The following is a 19,648-nucleotide window of genomic DNA, read 5'->3' on the forward strand; positions in this document are numbered from 1 at the left end:
TTGTCAGGTATCGGGTGGAAGTGGGCGGGGCAATTCTTAAGGAAATCCTAAATCCGGTTTTAGGGGGGTGGTTGGACGGTTATTTGATGAGAGATACCTGTAATTTTGTACTGATTTAAACTATATCTGATTATTATGACACCTGGCTTTTTTCTCATATCAATGATCTTTGTAGGGATCAGCCTGTTAGTGAGCTGGCGCCTGCGGAGTAAATTTAAGGAGTATAGTGCTGTACCGACCACATCGGGCATGACGGGTAAGCAGATTGCCGAGAAGATGTTGAAAGACAATGGAATATATGATGTGCAGGTCGTTTCGGTTGACGGATTTCTGTCTGACCACTATGATCCGTCCAATAAAACGGTGAATCTGAGTCCGGATGTATATTCCGGTGCGAATGTATCGGCTGCTGCGGTTGCTGCTCATGAATGCGGGCACGCGGTACAGCATGCCCGGGCTTATCAGTGGCTGAATCTGCGATCCAGATTGGTTCCGGCTGTACAATTCAGCTCCAATCTGGTGCAATGGGTATTGCTGGGCGGTATATTACTGATCAATGTATTTCCCACCTTGTTGCTGGCGGGTGTTATTCTGTTTGGGGTAACGACCGTATTTTCTCTGGTAACCTTACCTGTTGAGTTTGATGCTTCCCGCAGGGCATTGGCCTGGCTGGATAATACAAACCTGATGCGTAGGGAGGAACATGATAAGGCGAAGGATGCTTTATGGTGGGCTGCAATGACTTATGTGGTGGCGGCTGTTTCTTCAGTAGTGACCCTGTTGCATTATTTAATGATTTATCTGGGTGCGAGGAACAGGGATTAAAGATAAATATCTGTTAATCAGTATAGAAGGTCGGGAGAGTACTTCCCGGCCTTTTTTAATGGTTAGGTATTCACCATCCTTCATTAATCCTTCATTTCAAAACGAAGGATTAATGAAGGATGGCGAATACCTGCTAACAAGATGATAGGGGCTAAGCCGGTTTCGATATGTTTGTCCTGAATGCCCCCTATCGGGTTCGAAAAGGGGATGACATGCTTTATACATGCTTAATACATGCTTTACATACGGCGCATCTCAGGGAGAGCGGCAGGGAACTGTGACAGCGCATACTGGCGGAGATGTGTTTCATTATGAAATCTGAATATGTGTTAAGCGCTGATTTAAAGTTGAAAATTGGTCGCTGCTAAATATCGGAGCCATGTGTTGATAACTCTGTGTCAAAATTATTATTGAAAATCAATTCATTATAAGGGTGCCTTGTAAAAAAGAACCTAAAATGTATTGTTTATTGAAATAAGAAATTTAGCTTTGCACTCCCAATTTGTTTGGGATGTTATATCAAGACCGAAAAACTTTATTATAATATACTATAATGAATACTTTAAGCTTCAGAACTAAATCGGCCAACGACGCTACAGTTACGCGTGAGTGGCACATTGTAGATGCCACTAACCTGACTTTAGGAAGGATGGCTGCGAAAGTTGCAGCAATTCTGAGAGGCAAAAACAAGCCTTATTATACTCCTCACACTGATTGTGGAGATTATATCATTGTTATCAACGCTGAGAAAATCCAGTTCACCGGTAACAAATGGAACGATAAGGAATACCTGACTTACTCTGGTTATCCAGGTGGTCAGAAAGGAGAGGTAGCCAAGGACCTGGTTCGTCGCAGACCAGAACTGATCATAGAAAGAGCTGTAAAAGGTATGCTGCCTAAGAATCGCCTGGGTCGTGCTATGTACAAAAAACTGTTTGTATACGCAGGCGCTGAGCATCCTCATGCTGCGCAGAAACCGAAAACATTAACTTTCTAATTTTTCTCTGATACATGGAAAAGCAAAAAAACACTATTGGTCGTCGTAAGGAAGCCGTTGCCCGTGTTTACATCAGCAAGGGTACTGGTAACATCGTAGTAAACGACAAAGACTATAAAGAATACTTCACACTGGTTTACCTGCAGAATCAGGTAGAACTGTCCCTGAAGACTATCGATGCTACAGATAAATTCGATATAAAGGTAAATGCTGCTGGTGGCGGTATCAAAGGTCAGGCAGAAGCTATTAAGCTGGGTATTGCTCGTGCGCTTTGCGAAGTGAACATCGAATACCGTCCGGCGCTGAAAGCTGCTGGTCTCCTGAAACGTGATCCAAGAGGCGTTGAACGTAAGAAACCAGGTAAAGCTAAAGCTAGAAGAAGCTTCCAGTTCTCTAAACGCTAATCGTGATGAATGCGTACTACTAAATGTTTTACGCAGATTATTAACATTGACCTTTTATAACAGAGTATAATAACATGGAAAATAATACCTCATTACAGCAGCAGTTACTGGAGGCAGGTGTACACTTCGGTCACCTGAAGAAAAAATGGAACCCGAAGATGCTGCCTTACATCTTCGCAGAAAAGAAAGGTATTCACATCATAGATCTGAATAAAACCGTTGAAGGTTTACAGGAAGCAGCAGCTGCCCTGAAATCTATCGCAAAGAGCGGTAAAAAGATCATGTTCGTAGCCACTAAAAAACAGGCTAAAGAAATCGTAGCGGAAGCTGCAAAACGCGTTAACATGCCTTACGTAACTGAAAGATGGTTAGGTGGTATGCTGACTAACTTCGCAACTATCCGTAAGAGCGTTAAGAAGATGCAGAGCATCGAAAAGATGCTGACTGATGGTACTTTCGACAGTATCACCAAGAAAGAGCGTCTGACTTTAACCCGTGATAAAGAGAAAATGGAAAAAGTTCTGGGCGGTATCGCTCAGCTGGCTCGTGTTCCTGCAGCACTGTTCCTGGTTGACATCAGCCATGAGCACATTGGTCTGGCAGAAGCTCGTCGTCTGGGTATCTCCACTTTCGGTATGGTAGATACAAACTCCGATCCTACTAAAGTAGATTTCGCAGTTCCTGCCAACGATGACGCAACTAAGTCTATCGCAATCATCACTAACTATATCGCTGCTGCAATCGCAGAAGGTCTGGCTGAGAGAGCAAATGAGAAAACTGACGACGTAGTAGAAGAGGAAGAAGATGACAACAAAGCACTGAAATTCGAGCTGGAAGGCGGCGAAGATCGTGAAAGAGGTCGCAGACAAGGCGGCGGCGGTCGTGGCCAGGGTGGTCAGAACGCTGGCGGTGGTCGTGGCCAGGGTGGTGGTAACCGTCCAGGTGGCGGTGGTGGCAATCGCCCAGGTGGCGGTGGCAACCGTCCAGGTGGTGGTGGTAACCGTCCAGGTGGCGGTGGTGGTAACCGTCCAGGCGGCGGTGGCGGCGGACAGCGTCGTCCAGCTGGTTCCGGCGGTCCTAAACCAGGCGGCAACAGATAAGCTTCGTTTTAAACGACATAAAGCAATTGCGAATCGTGGAACATCTCTTTGCTCCATGGTTCGCAATTGAGCGTTAATAGTTGATAAAGAATAAACATTAATCTATAATAAACTCATTATAAAGTTATGGCAGCAACAATTACAGCAGCTGATGTAAACAAACTGCGTCAGCAGACTGGTGCAGGCATGATGGATTGCAGAAAAGCACTGGTTGAAAGTGATGGTGATTTCGAACAAGCAGTAGATTATCTGCGTAAAAAAGGACAGAAAGTAGCTGCGCTGCGTTCTGACCGTGAAACTAAAGAAGGTGTTATCATCGCAAAAACTAATGCTGATGGTACAACTGGCGTAGTAGTAGCACTGGGTTGCGAAACCGACTTCGTTGCTAAAAACGAAGATTTCGTAAAATTCGCTCAGTCTATCGTTGATCTGGCTCTGTCCAGCGGTGCAAATACCCTGGAAGAACTGGGCGCAGCGACTCTGGATGGTGCTAGCGTTAACGACAAAGTAAACGACCAGGTTGCTAAAATCGGTGAGAAAATCACCCTGGCGAAATTCGAAAAGATCTCTGCAGCTTCTGTAACTTCCTATATCCACGGTAACTACCGCATGGGTGTACTGGTAGGTTTCTCTGCACCTGTTTCTGAAGAAGTAGGTAAAGATATCGCTATGCAGATCGCAGCAATGAACCCAATCGCAGTTGATGCTGATGGTGTTTCTCCTGAGCTGATTGCCCGTGAGAAAGCTATCGCTATCGAGCAGATCGCTGCTGAAGGTAAAACCGGTGACATGGCTGAGAAAATCGCTATCGGTAAAGTGAACAAATTCTTCAAAGAAAATACACTGTTACCTCAGGCTTTCGTAAAAGACAACAACAAATCCGTTGCAGATTATCTGAAATCTGTGAACGCTGACCTGAAAGTAACAGGATTCACAAGAATCGCATTAGGGTAATTTGATTACCTACAGAAAAGGGAGAGAATCACATTCTCTCCTTTTTTTTGCGCTTTACCATACATATGCAGGCGCACTTAACGGAAACCGGCCGCTATTTTCTGAAATAGTTCTCCACTAATGACCAGGCCGGCCGGGACACAGGAAATACCCCGTTCCGCATTTTTTATATATTCGGGGACTGTAAACTAATTACTAACTAACATTTTCATATCATTTTTCATAAGTCATGTTGCCAAAGTATAAGCGTATTTTACTCAAATTGAGCGGTGAATCCCTGATGGGAGAAGGTAATTACGGTATCGATCACAGAGTGATCACGCAGTATGCGTACGATATTAAAGCTGTGACCGACTTAGGAGTGCAGGTAGCCGTAGTAATTGGAGGTGGTAACATATACCGTGGTATGAATGAGGCTGAAACCGGCATTGAAAGAGCCCAGGGTGACTATATGGGTATGCTGGCGACAGTAATCAACGGTATGGCCATGCAGAGCGGTCTGGAGAAAGTAGGGTTATATACCCGCCTTCAGTCAGCTATCAAAATGGAGCAGATTGCAGAACCTTATATCCGCCGTCGTGCTATCCGCCACCTGGAAAAAGGTCGTGTAGTTATCTTTGGTGCCGGTACAGGAAACCCTTATTTCACTACAGATACAGCAGCCTCCCTGCGTGCGATCGAAATACAGGCTGATGTGATCCTCAAAGGTACCCGTGTAGATGGTATTTATACTGCTGATCCGGAGAAAGATCCTACCGCTACCCGTTTCGAATCTATCACCTTCACAGAGGTATACCAGAAGTCGCTGAATGTAATGGATATGACCGCATTCACGCTGTGTCAGGAGAATAAACTCCCGATTATCGTATTCGATATGAATAAAGCAGGTAATCTGATGCAGGTGATTATGGGTAAGAATGTTGGTACGCTGGTGAAAGGGTAATTGACAAACAAAACAGCTTATCGATTCATATTGTCAGGAATCGGAGTGAAGATCAGGGAATGCATGTAATAACAGTCATTCCCCGATCTTTATTCCCGGTTCCTGATCTTATTTCAGGAGGGGCTTAATGTCTTTGAAAGGCACAAACAGCATTACCTGTCCCAGTGCATAAGGGCCGATTTCATATGGGGTGTAACTGAATCCGATCCCTTTTTCCGTCACCAGAAAGTTATCATTCGGCACGATCTCTTTTACGAGCAGCATTGTCTCGATTCTTTCCCCATCTTCCAGTTTATAGATCCTGCGGAACGATTTTGCCAGTTCCGGTATCAATGCTTCCTTGTATTCAGGTTTCAGGAAGTCTGCTACTTTCAGCACTTTCTTTTTCTCCAGATCGAGTACTGTATAATGCGCACCATAGTTGCCGTGCGCACCGCCGGTGAAATCATAGGAGAAAGTTTCCAGTACCAGTAAAGGGTATTTATTCCATACTATTTTCATGTCTCCATCTGCACCCCAGCTGGCAGTTGCCGGAATGCCATCAGTGGTATCAAGGTCCTTTTCGTTGACCTTATAGGTGGCAAGGAAAGAGTCGATATCTCTTCTCAGGTATTTCTGCGGATCAGTGATCTGACGTCCTTCAGTGATATTGAGACGTACAAAGTCGGAGATGTCTGCGTCATTGCCGGCAGCAGGCCATACAATACTATTCGATGCCTGGCCGACAGGTGTGTTGGGATTACCCGGAAAAAGCGGCACGGAATCGGTCGCATAAAGCACATCGAACGCAACGGCATTTTCAAGGCTTGATTTGAGCTCAAAGGGATAAGAGGTACCCTTGCCCCGCCACTTGCCTTTAAAGCCTCCCAGGCTATCCAGTTTGCCCGAAAACAGCCTTTCCTCATTTCTGTCCGTGTTCTCATACAGAATGACCTTGTCTCCTTCGGGACTACCCCATATCATAATTGGTTCACCGATGTTGTCATATGTGTAATATCCACGGAGCACCCAGGGGCCGGATTTAATCAGGTCCATGGTGATAGGTTCGTCACCGATCTTTCCCTTCAGATGCAGATAGTAAAAAGGGGTGCTGGTAGGATCCGGTGCTTTTGCAGTCTGTGCAGACTGTTTTGTCTTCGTGCTACAGGATACAAGCAGACAACAGGTAATAGCGAATAATAGTATGGTTCTCATGCGATAAAATTAGTAAATATTTGTTTCGGAGAATGAGGGCATCTCACGGATACTGATGACGATCATATTACCTGCATCCGGTAGATGCGGTCTTTATAAGTATCTTTGCCTCAGATAAAAACAGGACCATGTTGAATAAAGAAGTAGCAGATCTGCGCAAAGACTATCGCCTTGCTTCGCTTGACGAGCAGGATGTGGCTCAGGACCCTATACAACAATTTGAACGCTGGTGGAAAGACGCTACCTCCGGACAGCTGGATGAGCCGAATGCGATGACGCTTGCTACCAGCACGCCGGACGGTTATCCATCTGCACGTATTGTACTGCTGAAGAGTTTTGATGAGGACGGATTTGTCTTCTTCACCAACTATGATAGCCATAAGGCACAGGACATGGCGGCTAATCCGAATGTATCATTATTGTTCTTCTGGCGGGAGCTGGAAAGACAGGTACGTATATACGGTACTGTTAGTAAGACATCCACTGAGATCAGTGATGAATATTATGAAAGCCGGCCATTAGGCAGCCGTGTAGGCGCTATTGCATCTCCTCAAAGCCGTGTAATACCGGGTCGTAGTTTTCTGGAAGAGAACGTAAGAATGGTGGCAGAGAGATATGTATTGGAGGATCCTAAACGTCCTGCTTACTGGGGTGGTTATGTGGTGAAGCCGGTGAAGATGGAGTTCTGGCAGGGAAGAAGCAGCCGCTTACATGACAGGATATTGTATACGAAGGAAGGAGAGAACTGGCTGATCGACAGACTGGCGCCGTGATGCAAAAATTAGGAATTAGGAATTAGGAATTTCAGCTATAAAGTCTTTTCGTCTGAATTAAGTCAGGAAAGTAATTAATAGGAATGCAATTCCTACGTCTTAATTCCTAATTGTTAATTCCTAATTCCTAATTGGACTAAGCGTTTGCTTTAGCCTTAGCAGCAGCAGCTTTCTTTGGTTTTGCAGGTCTTGCCTTGCCGAAAGAACCGTTAGAAATTTTGCCTTTTTTGGTTTTGATATCACCTCTACCCATTGTAAACAGTTTGATGTTTATAGTTTGAAATGTTTGTTCACTGAGGATGTAACTCCCCATAATTACCCTGCAAATTACGAAATAGCGTGGGTTAAATGCAAAAAAAAAGCAAGAAACAGTGCTGTTCCTTGCTTGAATAAGTTAAGCTAACAAATTAAAGCTTGTCGGACAGAGCCTTACCAGCTTTGAATTTAGCAACTTTCTTAGCTTTGATCTTGATGATCTGGCCAGTCTGTGGGTTTCTACCGTTACGAGCAGCACGTTTAGAAACAGAGAAAGTACCGAAACCTACTAAGGTTACTTTACCACCTTTTTTCAGGGTATCAGCAACAGCTTTAGTGAAAGAATCCAGTGCTTCGTTAGCTTGGGTTTTAGTGATACCGGCATCTTTAGCCAGTTTGTCGATTAATTCGGCTTTGTTCATAGCTAGTAAGATTTAACTAGTGAATAAAATGTTTGATGTGAGCAAATATAGCGCGTTTTATCAGATTACCAAATTTTTTGAATCTTTTTTAACTAAAAAATCATCGGCTGAAAACGCTTACAGATAACGGTTACAGCAGATTCACACATCATGAGGCATCAATGGGTGTAATGCCTTATTTTGTTGAAAACCGCTGTGATAGCACATTTGCTGTTGTATTTACTATAAACGCATCTACGTTCCAAGTATTGTACCAAAGTCTGAACCCCCTGTAATCAGTGGATTTCCTGTGGATAAGTTTAACAACTATACTACCTGCATCACTGTATTGAAAGCTACAAACTGGTTCCCAAACCGCTCATAACCAGCCTGACGGAGGCCTGGCGCATATTCAGCAAGGAAGGTCTGATAGTTTTCAAGTGTGTCTGTAAAGTACTGAGCTGAGTAGGTTGGACCATCTTCATCATCCTGTTCAAGCAGCCTGCAGATGCGGAAATCGTGGAAAAGCCCCGTCGCCATGATTGCAGGAATATGTTCTTCTTTCATCCATTGTAACCACCTTTCATTGATGAAGTGTGTTACTTTGGTTGTTACGTTGTATATAATCATGTGTGAAAACAGGCTTTAGGCTTCTAATTGCAGGTATATCGGACAGTGATCTGAATGCTTTACATCCGGCCATATCAGGGCATCTTTCAGCTTTGTCTGCAGCGGTTCAGTGACACTGATATAGTCGATACGCCAGCCCTTGTTATTAGCCCTTGCATTGGCGCGGACGCTCCACCAGCTGTATTGATGCGGCTCCGGATGATAATGACGGAATGTATCTACAAATCCATTGCTGAACAGCTTGTCCAGCCACGCTCTTTCTTCCGGCAGAAAACCGCTGGACTTCTTATTACCCACAGGATCGTGGATATCGATGGGTTTGTGACATATATTATAGTCACCACAGATGATCAGGTTTGGTCTGGTCGCCTTTAGCTGGTCTACATATCCATAGAACTCGTCCAGCCACTGATATTTATAGGTCTGTCTTTCATCACCACTGGTGCCGGAAGGCATGTAAGTATTGATCAGGGTAATATCGCCGAAATCAAGGCGGATAACGCGTCCTTCTGCATCGCTCTGCATGAATCCGTTACCGTATTGTACATGATCAGGAGTGATTTTTGTCAGTACAGCTACGCCGCTATAGCCTTTCTTTTCTGCCGGATACCAGTAGTGCTCAAAGCCAAGCTCTTCAAACTGTTTGTAGTCCACATTGTCTTTGTGTGCTTTGATCTCCTGCAGGCAGATAATATCCGCCGGATCTGTTTTCAGCCATTCGGTGAAACCCTTGTTCATGGCGGAACGCAGTCCGTTTACATTATAGGAAACAATTCTCATGGTGTGCTAGGTCATTGTCCCGTGGAGGGGAACAATCTGTGTTGGTTATATAAAAAAGCCGGTAGCCCTGAGAACTACCGGCTCTATCGAATCATTACATGTCGTATTCAAGTACGGGGCGAAGCCATTTTTCGGCTTCTTCTATTGTCCATCCTTTACGTGCTGCATAGTCTTCTACCTGGTCTTTTTCAATCTTGCCCAGTCCGAAGTATTTCGCTTCAGGATTTGCAAAATACCAGCCGCTTACACTGGAAGCAGGGTACATTGCGAGTGATTCTGTCAGTATGATACCGGTATTTTCGGTAGCATCCAGCATATCGAACATTTTGTATTTCTCTGTGTGTTCCGGACAGGCAGGATAACCTGGCGCAGGACGGATACCCGTGTATTCCTCGCGGATCAGCTGATCATTGTCCAGCGTTTCCTCGTTAGCATAGCCCCAGAACTCTTTTCTCACGCGTTTATGCATGAGTTCTGCAAAGGCTTCTACCAGTCTGTCAGCAAGGGCTTTCAGCATAATGCTGCTATAATCATCAAGGTCTTCCTTGAACTTCTCCAGCCATTTCTCGATGTCGCCACCAGTGGTTACAGCAAAAGCGCCCATATAGTCCTGTATGCCTGATTCTGCCGGTGCAATAAAGTCAGCGAGGGAGAAGTTAGGCTGTCCCGGTGCTTTCTTCAGCTGCTGGCGGAGACATTCAAGGTGAACAGTACCCTGACCCGGTTTAGGCGATAATACCGAGATGGTATCATCTGCACTTCTGTTGGCCGGGAAGAGGCCGATCACGGCGTTGGCAGTCAGCCATTTTTCTTCTACAATGCGCTTCAGCATTGCTTTGGCGTCTTCATACAGACGGGTTGCTTCCGTACCTACAATTTCATCACTCAGGATCTGCGGGAATTTCCCGTGCAGCTCCCATGAAATGAAGAATGGTTGCCAGTCGATATATTCAGCGATTTCAGCCAGATCATAGTTACGGAACACCTGTACACCCAGTTGTTTTGGTACGACCGGTTTGTAGTTGCTCCAGTCTGTGATCGCCTTATGCTGACGTGCTTCTGCTATAGGCAGGTATTGTTTTACCGGTTTTTTATTCCGGAAGTTTTCGTTCAGTTTCTGGTAATCCTTTTTAACGTCGTCGAGGAAAGTCTTTTTAAGCGCTTTATTCAGCAAACTACCTGTCACCGTTACGCTACGGGATGCATCCAGTACGTGGATCACACCGTGCTCGTATTCCGGAGCGATCTTCACCGCCGTGTGAGTACGGGAAGTAGTCGCACCACCAATGATCAGAGGTACTTCGAAATGCTGGCGTTTCATTTCTCTCGCCACGTTCACCATTTCGTCAAGACTCGGGGTGATCAGACCACTGAGGCCGATGATATCCACCTGTTCCTGACGGGCGGTCTGTAATATCTTTTCAGCAGGTACCATTACGCCCATGTCTATGATGTCATAGCCATTACAGCCGAGTACCACGCCTACAATGTTTTTACCGATATCATGTACGTCGCCTTTTACGGTAGCGAGCAGTATTTTTCCAGCGGATTTTACTACACCGCCATTCTCAGCTACCATTCGCTGTTTTTCCTCTTCAATAAAAGGGGTGAGAACAGCCACTGATTTCTTCATTACACGGGCGCTTTTTACCACCTGTGGAAGAAACATTTTACCACTGCCAAACAGGTCGCCAACGATGTTCATACCATCCATCAGCGGGCCTTCGATCACATCCAGCGGACGAGGGTACTTCTGGCGGGCTTCTTCTGTATCACCCTCAATATAGTCGGTGATACCGTTCACCAGTGCATGGCTCAGTCTTTGTTCTACGGTGCCCTGACGCCATGTCTCGTCTTTCTCGATCACTTTACCTTTACTTTTAACCGTTTCGGCAAAGGCAATCAGACGTTCAGTGGCATCTTCTCTACGGTTCAGGATGGCGTCATCACACAGTTCACGCAGTTCAGGCTCTATCTCATCATAGATCTGAAGCATACCGGCATTCACGATGCCCATATTCATACCAGCCTTGATGGCATAGAACAGGAATGCGGAGTGCATGGCTTCACGCACCACATCATTACCACGGAAAGAGAAGGAGATATTACTTACCCCACCGCTTACGCTGGTGAGTGGCATCAATTCTTTAATACGGCGGGTAGCGTTGATAAAGTCTACCGCGTAGTTATTATGCTCTTCGATACCCGTTGCGATCGCGAAGATGTTCGGGTCGAAGATGATATCCTGCGGATCGAAACCTACCTGTTCTGTAAGGATCTTGTAGGAACGATGGCAGAAGCTTACTTTCTTTTCTTCTGTATCGGCCTGACCGTATTCGTCAAAGGCCATTACAACTACAGCTGCACCAAAGGCTTTACAGATCTTCGCCTGTTCGACGAATTTAGCTTCGCCTTCCTTCAGACTGATGGAGTTCACGATACATTTACCCTGCAGGCATTTCAGGCCGGCTTCGATGATAGAGAACTTACTGGAGTCGATCATCACCGGTATCCTGGAGATATCGGGCTCCGCTGCCAGCAGGTTCAGGAAGGTGGTCATGGCTTTTTCTCCATCGAGGAGGGCGTCATCCATGTTCACGTCCAGTACCTGGGCACCGTTTTCTACCTGCTGACGGGCCACTGAAAGGGCTTCTTCATAGAGCCCTTCTCTGATCAGACGGGCAAATTTCTTGGATCCTGTTACGTTGGTACGTTCACCAATGTTGATGAAGTTTGTCTCCGGCCTCACCACCAATGGTTCCAGACCGCTCAGGCGAAGGTAAGGTTGAATGATCCGGCCTGCCGGCGCGGCTGTTTCTATCGTATCTGTTGAAGTGATTGTATCGCTCATTTGAGTTACTGTAGTAATTGTAGGAATACCCCTGTTTATATGGTTTACGCCAATGTTTCTACCATTTCAGGCAGGCGTCTCGGACTCACTGTTTTTACATGTTCTGCAATGTGACGGATGTGGTCAGGCGTAGTGCCGCAACAACCACCCACGATGTTCACATATCCTTCTTTTGCAAAATCTTCAATGATATGAGCGGTATGATCAGGTGTTTCGTCATATTCACCAAATGCATTTGGCAGACCCGCGTTCGGATAACAGCTGACATTGCAGGCTGCAATCTGTGACAGTTCTGAGATGTAAGGGCGCATCTGCTCACCACCCAGTGCACAGTTAAGGCCTACAGAGAATGGTTTTACGTGCATTACGGAGATATAGAATGCTTCCAGTGTCTGACCGCTGAGGGTTCTTCCGGATGCATCTGTAATGGTACCGGAGATCATTACAGGTAATTCAGGTTGTGCGATATCGCTGAAATATTTCTTGATAGCGAAAATAGCTGCCTTACTGTTTAGTGTATCGAAGATCGTCTCGATCAGCAGAATATCTGCCCCGCCTTCATGTAAACCTTTTATCTGCTCATAATAAGCTTCCACTACCTCGTCAAAGGTAACGGAACGGAAACCCGGATTATTTACGTCAGGGGAGAGGGAGAGTGTTTTATTCAAAGGACCGATAGCACCTGCCACAAACCTTGGTTTGTCAGGGTTCTTTGCGGTGTACTCCTGCGCTGCTTTTTTAGCAATACGGGCAGCAGCAACGTTCATTTCAAAAGCCAGTGACTGCATGTCGTAGTCGGCCATTGCAATGGTAGTACTGCTGAATGTATTGGTCTCGATAATATCGGCGCCAGCTTCCAGATACTCTTTATGTATAGCTTCGATGATCTGAGGTTGTGTGAGACAAAGCAGGTCATTATTGCCTTTTACGTCGAGGTGATAGTCTTTGAAGCGTTCGCCTCTGTAGTCGGCTTCTTCCAGTTTATAGCGCTGGATCATGGTTCCCATCGCTCCGTCAATAATTAGAATGCGCTCAGCCGCACATTGGGATAATGATTTCATAATTGTAATACGTTTATTAGTTACTGTTTAATAATGCCCACAGGTCGAACAATAAACAAATCTACCTGCAGAAACTAATAAACAAATGTACTTAATAATTACCTTATAAAATAAGGCTTGGCGCGGATGACAGCCGCCTGACGAAAGGGTCAGTACGAAGCATCAGCTGCTTTTCATGTGGAGTGCTGATGGTATCTAAATGATTAAAAAGTGACTTCGAGCCATGGGAGGGGGTTCTATGGTTATTATGATGCCTATTTCCCACAAAAGATAGAAAAATTTGTTTTGATTTACAAAGTCTACTATATTTGTAGGGTAATAGGGAGCCACGCTCCCATAATGAGAATTACGATGCAAAAAGAGGTTCAACAATCGTTAGGGCACGTTACCACCCTGAACATGCTTCATCAAAACAACTGTTGTTATAACCAGCACTGTTGTTGCTAACCGGCACATTACCACCATTGACCGTTTAGTTTTTTAACCTGCATTAAATCATTATTGATATGAGTATTGCTGAGCATGTACACAGCTTGCAGCAACACCTGGCACAGTATGGACTGTTCCCGGTGCCTGCGGACGCCGATCGTGGAGAAGCAGAGGTATTTAAGATCTGCTTTCTGAATAAGTATGAGATGAAGAGATGGCAGGAGCTACGGGAAAGCGAGAAAGAAGCTGGTGAGGTGGACAAACACCATTCCATAACAAAGAAATAACCGGGGTACTTACCCGTCGGTATATAAGGCAGACCTGATACAGTCCGGAGGTTTATCTGTAGCAGGTTTGCCCGTAAAGAAAAAACCAACCATCAACCTTTTTTCATAACGTGGAATTACAGGTTAAACACACACGAGTGTTGTTCAGCACTCGTATCTTTTTAAGCAAAACGCTTAACATGGAATGGTAGCCATTCTATGTTAAGCGTTTTGCTTTATTGTATAACAAGCTGCTTTAATAGCGTTATCTGTCTGTGTTATTTCTGCACATAACTTTCCAGCGGAAGCCTGTTAGAAATAGATCTTGCCAGCGTCATTTCATCCGCATATTCAAGTTCGCCGCCAAAAGCAATACCACGGGCGATCGTAGTGATCTTACACGGGAATTCCTTCAGCTTTTTAGACAGGTAATAGATCGTAGTATCACCCTCAATAGTTGGGCTGAGCGCCATGATGATCTCGTCCACTCCCTGTTGCTGTACTCTCTCCACCAGTGAATAGATATTCAGCTGATCCGGACCAATACCATCAATAGGAGAGATAATACCGCCCAGCACATGATACACACCATTGAACTGTTGTGTATTTTCTATCGCCATTACATCACGGATGTTCTCTACTACACAGACCAGTGCCTTATTACGGGATGGGCTGCTGCATATACTGCATACTTCCTGATCAGAAACGTTGTGGCATACTTTACAGAATTTGATCTGCTCCCGCATACGGGTCACTACTTCACCAAACAGTTTCACCTGCGCAGGGTCCTGTTTGAGCAGATGTAACACCAGACGTAAGGCGGTTTTTTTGCCAATGCCCGGTAGCCGCGCAAACTCATTAACTGCATTTTCTATCAGTGCGGAGGAAAATATCATACTGTAAAATTAACTCAATTACGATTGATGTATTACGATTTGTCTGTTCCGGCAAGCCGGTTCGTAATTGCGCTAAAAACTGACCGGTACCTTTACTGCCCAGTTGGCCTTTATGTTCTCTTTCTTAGGGAAGCTGACCACTCTTTCCGGCTGTTTCTTCGGCGTACCGTAGTAAACGCCGCGATCCCATTTGCCATTATCATTTTCATCCATCAGTATCCATACTTCATATTCCCCGGGGGTAATACGCTTCTGGATCCATGAGCCACGTACAATTTTTCCGGAATACTTTACTTCCTTGTTAACAATGAGCTGGGCCACATAATGCATCGTATCGCTGATAGCTGCTTTTGAACTGTCACTCAGCGTGAGCGACACCATCACCTTGCCGTAATCTGATTCTTTTTTAGCGTTGAAGGTGATCGTATCTGACTTATTAGGTTGTAATCCTGTTGAGTCAGCAACAGATTCCTTCGGAATGATCAGTTCATACGGTTTACCCTCTTTCCAGTCGAAGTTGACATACAGTTTGGTACGGGTAGAGTCCAGTGTGGTGGTGAATTCCACCGGTGTATACAGTGTGTCCTGCGTGAGACTGATGGCCATACTGTCAAACTTCGTAATTGGATAGCTGAAGCTGATCAGTAATGGTTTTCCCAGTTCCTGTTTGTTGTCGGTCAGGTCAGGTGAAATGTTCAGGATGCGTTTTTTCTTTTTCTCTTTGTCTTTCTCCTTTTCCTTCTTCTCCGGTTCTGGTTCCGGTGCCGGCTGGTCTTCACCAGGCACGTCTTCCGGTTTCTTCAGAGTGCTGTCCAGCTCTGTGAATAACAGCATGGTAATATCGCTCAGATTCTGTTCGCGGAGATGTAGCAGACTATCATTGAAGGCAATCATTTCCTTCGGCTGATTGTACTGAAGATCCCTGTCTTCTTCTTTAAGTGCAAACAATTTGTAATCACCCGGGGCCATATTCCTGAACCAGAACGATCCATTGCCTTTGGAACGGGCAAAATACACCGGTTTTTCTTTGGACACGATAGAGTCAACGTTGCTCCGGTAGATCATTACCGCTACGTTACTATCGGGTTTACCTGTTTCTGCATCTATGATAAAACCTCTTACCTGTAAGGAATCCAGATAGTCGCCTGTAGAGACAACGTATTGAAAGTCCTGTATGGGGTTGTTTTCGTTATTATCCCGGATTGCGTCAGCAAAGTTGAATGTATAAGTAGTATTGGGCTGAAGGGTATCCTTGATCTCCATCGTTACTGTTCTCAGTTTGAACGTAACCGAAGGGGTACGTTTCAGAGTAGGAGATACGATCAGCTTTTCAAACACATTGTCTACCTGCACAAATTCGTTGAAAGTAAAAGAGACCTTTTTTGCCTTAAAATGAAGGGTAGAGTCCGGAGGATTAATGCCCATCAGCCTCGGCGCCAGGGTATCTTTCGGGCCACCGCTCGGAGGAACGATGTTAGCGCAGCCCGGGAGAAGATAAATACAGGCGCTTAGTATGATCAGCCAGTTGGCCCAGCCACGGAAAATATGATTCATCATTTAATGTGTTATTCCAAAAACCGGTTCCAAAGATCAAACTCCAATCAGTAATATCCAAATATACCGGGGAGCGGACACGGTCGGGCAATGGTAAGTTTTTGTTAAAGATCGGGGAGCGGCTGTTGCCGGAGGAGCTGACCGGGCCGATAGCCGGTTTCTGATTCGTCTTCTTCACTGAGGTCGTGCAGGGCTACATGCAGCTTATTGTCTTTTACGAAATTACACCAGACACAGTCCTTTTTGCCGCATCCGGTATAAAACTCCTTATTCTGGATCTTTGTCCAGGTGGATACGATCTGACCTGTTACCATCCGGACGTCTTCCGGTGTGATTACTACCTTTTCCCGGTGATAATGCCGCTGCTTGTTGGGTTCAATAAAGTCAAACTCCGTGCTGACCACCTGCCAGTTCTTCTGACGGTAGTTGTCCAGCAGGATTTTGTAAAATACAGCTTGTCGCCAGTAATCTCCCCCATGGGGGTGCTGCTGGTCTGGACGGACGAATTTCTGATATTCCCTGATGGTCTTTTCATAGTCGCCGGTTTTGTAGTCCACTACATTGACCAGATTGCCGTCAAATTCCAGTTTATCGATCTTTCCTTTTAACGGGACGCCGCTGACTACCACACTACGGATATTCCTTTCCACGCTGACTACCTTATTCCAATGTGGCAGCCAGGTTTCATAGTAATGATCGAGGATGTCGCGACCATATTCCAGTCTTCTTTCAAATGATTCGCGGGTGAAGCTTTCCCGGTTGCGCAGCATACTCCAGGTAAAGTCGCGGATGAATTCTTCTTTGGAAGGAAACTCGTAGCGACCGCTTTCCTGCATTTTCTGGAAGAGCTTTTCCAGTGCATAGTGTACAGCAGAACCGAATTCTGTGTTTTCAGAACGGCCGGAAGGCACGCGGACCAGATTTTTATAATAGAAACCCAGCGGGCAGTCGAGATAATTATTAAGGGCCGTCACGTTCATGACGAAGTTCGCCAGCAGATTGTCTATCAGTGGCTGGTCGGTCTTTGCTATTTCCGGCGCCAGCGCTGGTGCATAGTCTAATACTGCAAATGTGAATTGTACTTCTTCCGGGATGATCACCTTTTCAACCGGAAGGGTATGTTTATCCAGTATTTCGCTAACGAACAGACTGGGTTCCAGCGGTTTGCCATCCGTCTTGTATTCCGGATAACTGATATACAGGTGTTTCTCTGCGCGGGTGATGGCCACATAAAATAGCCGGCGCAGTTCCTGTTCATCGGTGCTGGTGACAGCTGTAGTAAAGAGTGTATCCGGAAAAGAGAAGCCGCTGTTGTTCTTCACTTTCTCTTCCCAGAGGTGTGCATTGGCGCCTGCTATGAACACATATTCAAACTCCAGTCCCTTTGCGCCGTGGGCAGTCAGCAGATTGATACCTCTCTCATTACCAGATACCTGTACCAATGGGATGGTGATACCATTGTGCCGCATCAGATCAACCATATCCATAAACGGCACGAGTGTCAGATCGGGGTTGCGATGTGTTTCTTCTTTGACGAAGTCGAAGAGCGCCTGCAGCACTTTCATCAGCCATGGTTTTTCGGGCGATTGCATGGCATAAGATAGCACGCCACATTCATTGATGATGGCTGCAAACAGCTGTTGCAAGGTCAGGTTGTGTGCATCCCGTATCAGCTTTTCCATCATTGCGGAGAAGTCAACAAGCGCCTGTTCAGGCGCTGCCGTGAAAAGCGTCAGATTGCGCGTATGCGCCCATTCCTGTAAATATTGGCGGATGGACGACTTTTCCCGATAGCCTTTTTCGGCCGCACGGATACTGATCTTCGCTACTTCTATCGCCGGAATATTATAAAAATCGTAATGCAGGATGGAGAAGAGCAGGTCATCGCCACTGTAAGGTGTGTCCACCTCACAGGCAAGGTAGCGCAGGAGGGACAGTACTTTACGGGCAAAAGGTACCTCAAATAGATTGATGCTGCGTTTGGAGTAGAAAGGCAATTGTTGCTGACGACAGTAACGGGCCAGTTCCTCTCCATATTTATTCTCTCTATAGATCACCGCTATGCTGCCCGGTGCAATCCCCTTTTCCAGCAGGCTGGCTATCTGCTGCGTAATATCGATCATTTCATCCCGGGGCGTATTGTAACGCCTGATAACCGGAACGGGTGATTGTGTGACGGGTATGGCTGCAATCAGTTGTTTGTCCAGTTCCGGAAGCTGGTTGACCAGCCGTGAATTGTCATTATTAGCGATCAGCGACATGGCCACATCGAGAATAGGCTGTACTGAGCGGTAATTGTGTGTCAGCACAATGGTGTGGAGGGTTTCTGCAAAGGTTTCTGCAAACTGGGCCATATTCTCAATACTGGCGCCCTGAAAGCGATAGATAGACTGATCATCATCGCCCACCACAAAGATGTTCGGGCTTTCCTGCGCTTCGGTAAGCAGTTGTACGAGGCGGTTTTGAGTACCGCTGGTGTCCTGATATTCGTCCACCAGTATATACTGGTATTTCTCACGGTAATCTGCTAACAGATCCGGATACGCTTCAAAGGCCTGTATCACCCAGTTGATCATGTCGTCAAAATCGTAGCGACCGGCAGCATGCATAAATGCCGTATATACAGGAAACTGTTCTACAGCGGCCTGCAGGCGGACCATTTTTTCTTTCTCCCGGGCGATCCTGTCCGTACGGACGTCTCCGCGGGAGTAGGCGCCGGCTGCTTTTTTGGCGATGAAGTCTTCCCTTGAGGGCAGACTTTCTATGTAAGTAGTGATGGCTTCATTGATATAAGCGACTGTCCAGCCTTCCTTTTTCATAATAGAAAAGAGCTGGGCAAGGTTTTTCATATCGAAGTATACATCACCTCTGTAGCGTTTGAGTGGATTGTCTTTGGTAAAGCCGTCAATGAGCTTTTTAAGCAACTGGATCTTTTCCAGTTCGGAAACAGGATCAAGGCTGTGTTTGTCGAACAGGGAGAGATTATCCTGTATGACTTCATTACAGAAGGAATGAAAGGTATGAATATTGACACGGTAAGCATCGGGGCCGATAAAGTCAGTCAGTCGTTTACGCATGGCCACTGTACCGGCATCGGTATAAGTCAGGCAGAGAATGTTTTGCGGCTGATAGTCGGTGTCCTGCAGGATCTTGCCAATGCGGGAGGCAAGAATCTGGGTTTTACCGGTACCGGGGCCCGCGATGACCATAACAGGGCCTTCCGTCTGGTCAACGGCCTGACGCTGTTGCCTGTTAAGGCGGTCATACATTTCCCTGAAATGCTGTTGGTATTGATCTCTTGACATGACTATATTTGAAGTCGGCTTACCGGCCAA

At 45.9% G+C, this 19,648-nt stretch carries 18 protein-coding genes; 8 read left to right on the top strand and 10 right to left on the bottom strand.

All coding sequences use genetic code 11. The features are described from left to right. The first annotated feature begins 135 nt into the window (after nucleotides 1–135). From FEF09_RS01445 to pyrH, 6 genes are all read left to right on the top strand, one after another. Nucleotides 136–825 carry a zinc metallopeptidase gene (locus FEF09_RS01445; RefSeq protein ID WP_146303189.1) on the top strand — a complete coding sequence of 230 codons (690 nt, stop codon included), beginning with the start codon at nucleotides 136–138 and terminating at the stop codon, nucleotides 823–825. 553 nt (nucleotides 826–1,378) lie between these two features. Continuing rightward, complete coding sequence (gene rplM / locus FEF09_RS01450; RefSeq protein ID WP_146303192.1) at nucleotides 1,379–1,822, top strand: 50S ribosomal protein L13; 444 nt, start codon at nucleotides 1,379–1,381, stop codon at nucleotides 1,820–1,822. 14 nt (nucleotides 1,823–1,836) lie between these two features. Beyond that, on the top strand, nucleotides 1,837–2,226 hold the full coding sequence (rpsI, locus tag FEF09_RS01455; RefSeq protein WP_012788555.1) for a 30S ribosomal protein S9: 390 nt from the start codon (nucleotides 1,837–1,839) through the stop codon (nucleotides 2,224–2,226). A gap of 74 nt (nucleotides 2,227–2,300) precedes the next feature. Continuing rightward, the gene (gene rpsB / locus FEF09_RS01460) at nucleotides 2,301–3,326 is read left to right on the top strand and encodes a 30S ribosomal protein S2 (protein WP_089810726.1); all 1,026 of its coding nucleotides are present in this window, start codon (nucleotides 2,301–2,303) and stop codon (nucleotides 3,324–3,326) included. Between the two features lie 126 nt (nucleotides 3,327–3,452). Beyond that, complete coding sequence (gene tsf, locus FEF09_RS01465; RefSeq protein WP_146303194.1) at nucleotides 3,453–4,280, top strand: translation elongation factor Ts; 828 nt, start codon at nucleotides 3,453–3,455, stop codon at nucleotides 4,278–4,280. Between the two features lie 229 nt (nucleotides 4,281–4,509). Beyond that, nucleotides 4,510–5,223, top strand: coding sequence for a UMP kinase (gene pyrH / locus FEF09_RS01470; protein ID WP_146303196.1), 714 nt, complete (start codon nucleotides 4,510–4,512; stop codon nucleotides 5,221–5,223). Nucleotides 5,224–5,331: 108 nt separating this feature from the next. On the opposite strand, the gene FEF09_RS01475 is transcribed toward pyrH, so the two are convergent. Next, nucleotides 5,332–6,417 (bottom strand): DUF3298 and DUF4163 domain-containing protein, encoded by a 1,086-nt coding sequence (locus FEF09_RS01475; protein ID WP_146303198.1) that lies wholly within the window; start codon nucleotides 6,415–6,417, stop codon nucleotides 5,332–5,334. Nucleotides 6,418–6,545: 128 nt separating this feature from the next. Here FEF09_RS01475 and pdxH point away from each other — a divergent pair, with 128 nt between their 5' ends. After that, on the top strand, nucleotides 6,546–7,190 hold the full coding sequence (gene pdxH, locus FEF09_RS01480; RefSeq protein ID WP_186774146.1) for a pyridoxamine 5'-phosphate oxidase: 645 nt from the start codon (nucleotides 6,546–6,548) through the stop codon (nucleotides 7,188–7,190). A 136-nt stretch (nucleotides 7,191–7,326) separates the two neighbouring features. Here pdxH and FEF09_RS01485 read toward each other — a convergent pair whose 3' ends face one another. From FEF09_RS01485 to FEF09_RS01510, 6 genes are all read right to left on the bottom strand, one after another. Then, nucleotides 7,327–7,443, bottom strand: coding sequence for a 30S ribosomal protein THX (locus FEF09_RS01485; RefSeq protein ID WP_012788561.1), 117 nt, complete (start codon nucleotides 7,441–7,443; stop codon nucleotides 7,327–7,329). Between the two features lie 154 nt (nucleotides 7,444–7,597). Further along, on the bottom strand, nucleotides 7,598–7,867 hold the full coding sequence (locus tag FEF09_RS01490) for an HU family DNA-binding protein (protein WP_012788562.1): 270 nt from the start codon (nucleotides 7,865–7,867) through the stop codon (nucleotides 7,598–7,600). Between the two features lie 306 nt (nucleotides 7,868–8,173). After that, nucleotides 8,174–8,476 (bottom strand): DUF4286 family protein, encoded by a 303-nt coding sequence (locus tag FEF09_RS01495; RefSeq protein ID WP_146303202.1) that lies wholly within the window; start codon nucleotides 8,474–8,476, stop codon nucleotides 8,174–8,176. Nucleotides 8,477–8,491: 15 nt separating this feature from the next. Further along, nucleotides 8,492–9,256 carry an exodeoxyribonuclease III gene (locus FEF09_RS01500; protein WP_146303204.1) on the bottom strand — a complete coding sequence of 255 codons (765 nt, stop codon included), beginning with the start codon at nucleotides 9,254–9,256 and terminating at the stop codon, nucleotides 8,492–8,494. Nucleotides 9,257–9,350: 94 nt separating this feature from the next. Beyond that, the gene (gene metH / locus FEF09_RS01505) at nucleotides 9,351–12,107 is read right to left on the bottom strand and encodes a methionine synthase (RefSeq protein WP_146303206.1); all 2,757 of its coding nucleotides are present in this window, start codon (nucleotides 12,105–12,107) and stop codon (nucleotides 9,351–9,353) included. A gap of 44 nt (nucleotides 12,108–12,151) precedes the next feature. Then, on the bottom strand, nucleotides 12,152–13,168 hold the full coding sequence (locus tag FEF09_RS01510) for a homocysteine S-methyltransferase family protein (RefSeq protein ID WP_146303208.1): 1,017 nt from the start codon (nucleotides 13,166–13,168) through the stop codon (nucleotides 12,152–12,154). Between the two features lie 506 nt (nucleotides 13,169–13,674). On the opposite strand from FEF09_RS01510, the gene FEF09_RS01515 reads away from it, so the two are divergent. After that, the gene (locus FEF09_RS01515; RefSeq protein ID WP_146303210.1) at nucleotides 13,675–13,884 is read left to right on the top strand and encodes a hypothetical protein; all 210 of its coding nucleotides are present in this window, start codon (nucleotides 13,675–13,677) and stop codon (nucleotides 13,882–13,884) included. Between the two features lie 257 nt (nucleotides 13,885–14,141). On the opposite strand, the gene recR is transcribed toward FEF09_RS01515, so the two are convergent. The 3 genes from recR to FEF09_RS01530 form a co-directional block, all read right to left on the bottom strand. Next, nucleotides 14,142–14,759 (bottom strand): recombination mediator RecR, encoded by a 618-nt coding sequence (gene recR / locus FEF09_RS01520; RefSeq protein WP_146303212.1) that lies wholly within the window; start codon nucleotides 14,757–14,759, stop codon nucleotides 14,142–14,144. 72 nt (nucleotides 14,760–14,831) lie between these two features. Then, complete coding sequence (locus FEF09_RS01525) at nucleotides 14,832–16,316, bottom strand: Ig-like domain-containing protein (protein WP_146303214.1); 1,485 nt, start codon at nucleotides 16,314–16,316, stop codon at nucleotides 14,832–14,834. Between the two features lie 101 nt (nucleotides 16,317–16,417). Further along, a complete protein-coding gene (locus FEF09_RS01530) occupies nucleotides 16,418–19,618 on the bottom strand; it encodes an ATP-dependent helicase (protein WP_146303217.1) in 3,201 nt (1,066 codons plus the stop codon). Nucleotides 19,619–19,648 lie beyond the last annotated feature (30 nt).

The organism is Chitinophaga pinensis, from assembly GCF_007896845.1.
Lineage (GTDB): Bacteria > Bacteroidota > Bacteroidia > Chitinophagales > Chitinophagaceae > Chitinophaga > Chitinophaga pinensis_C.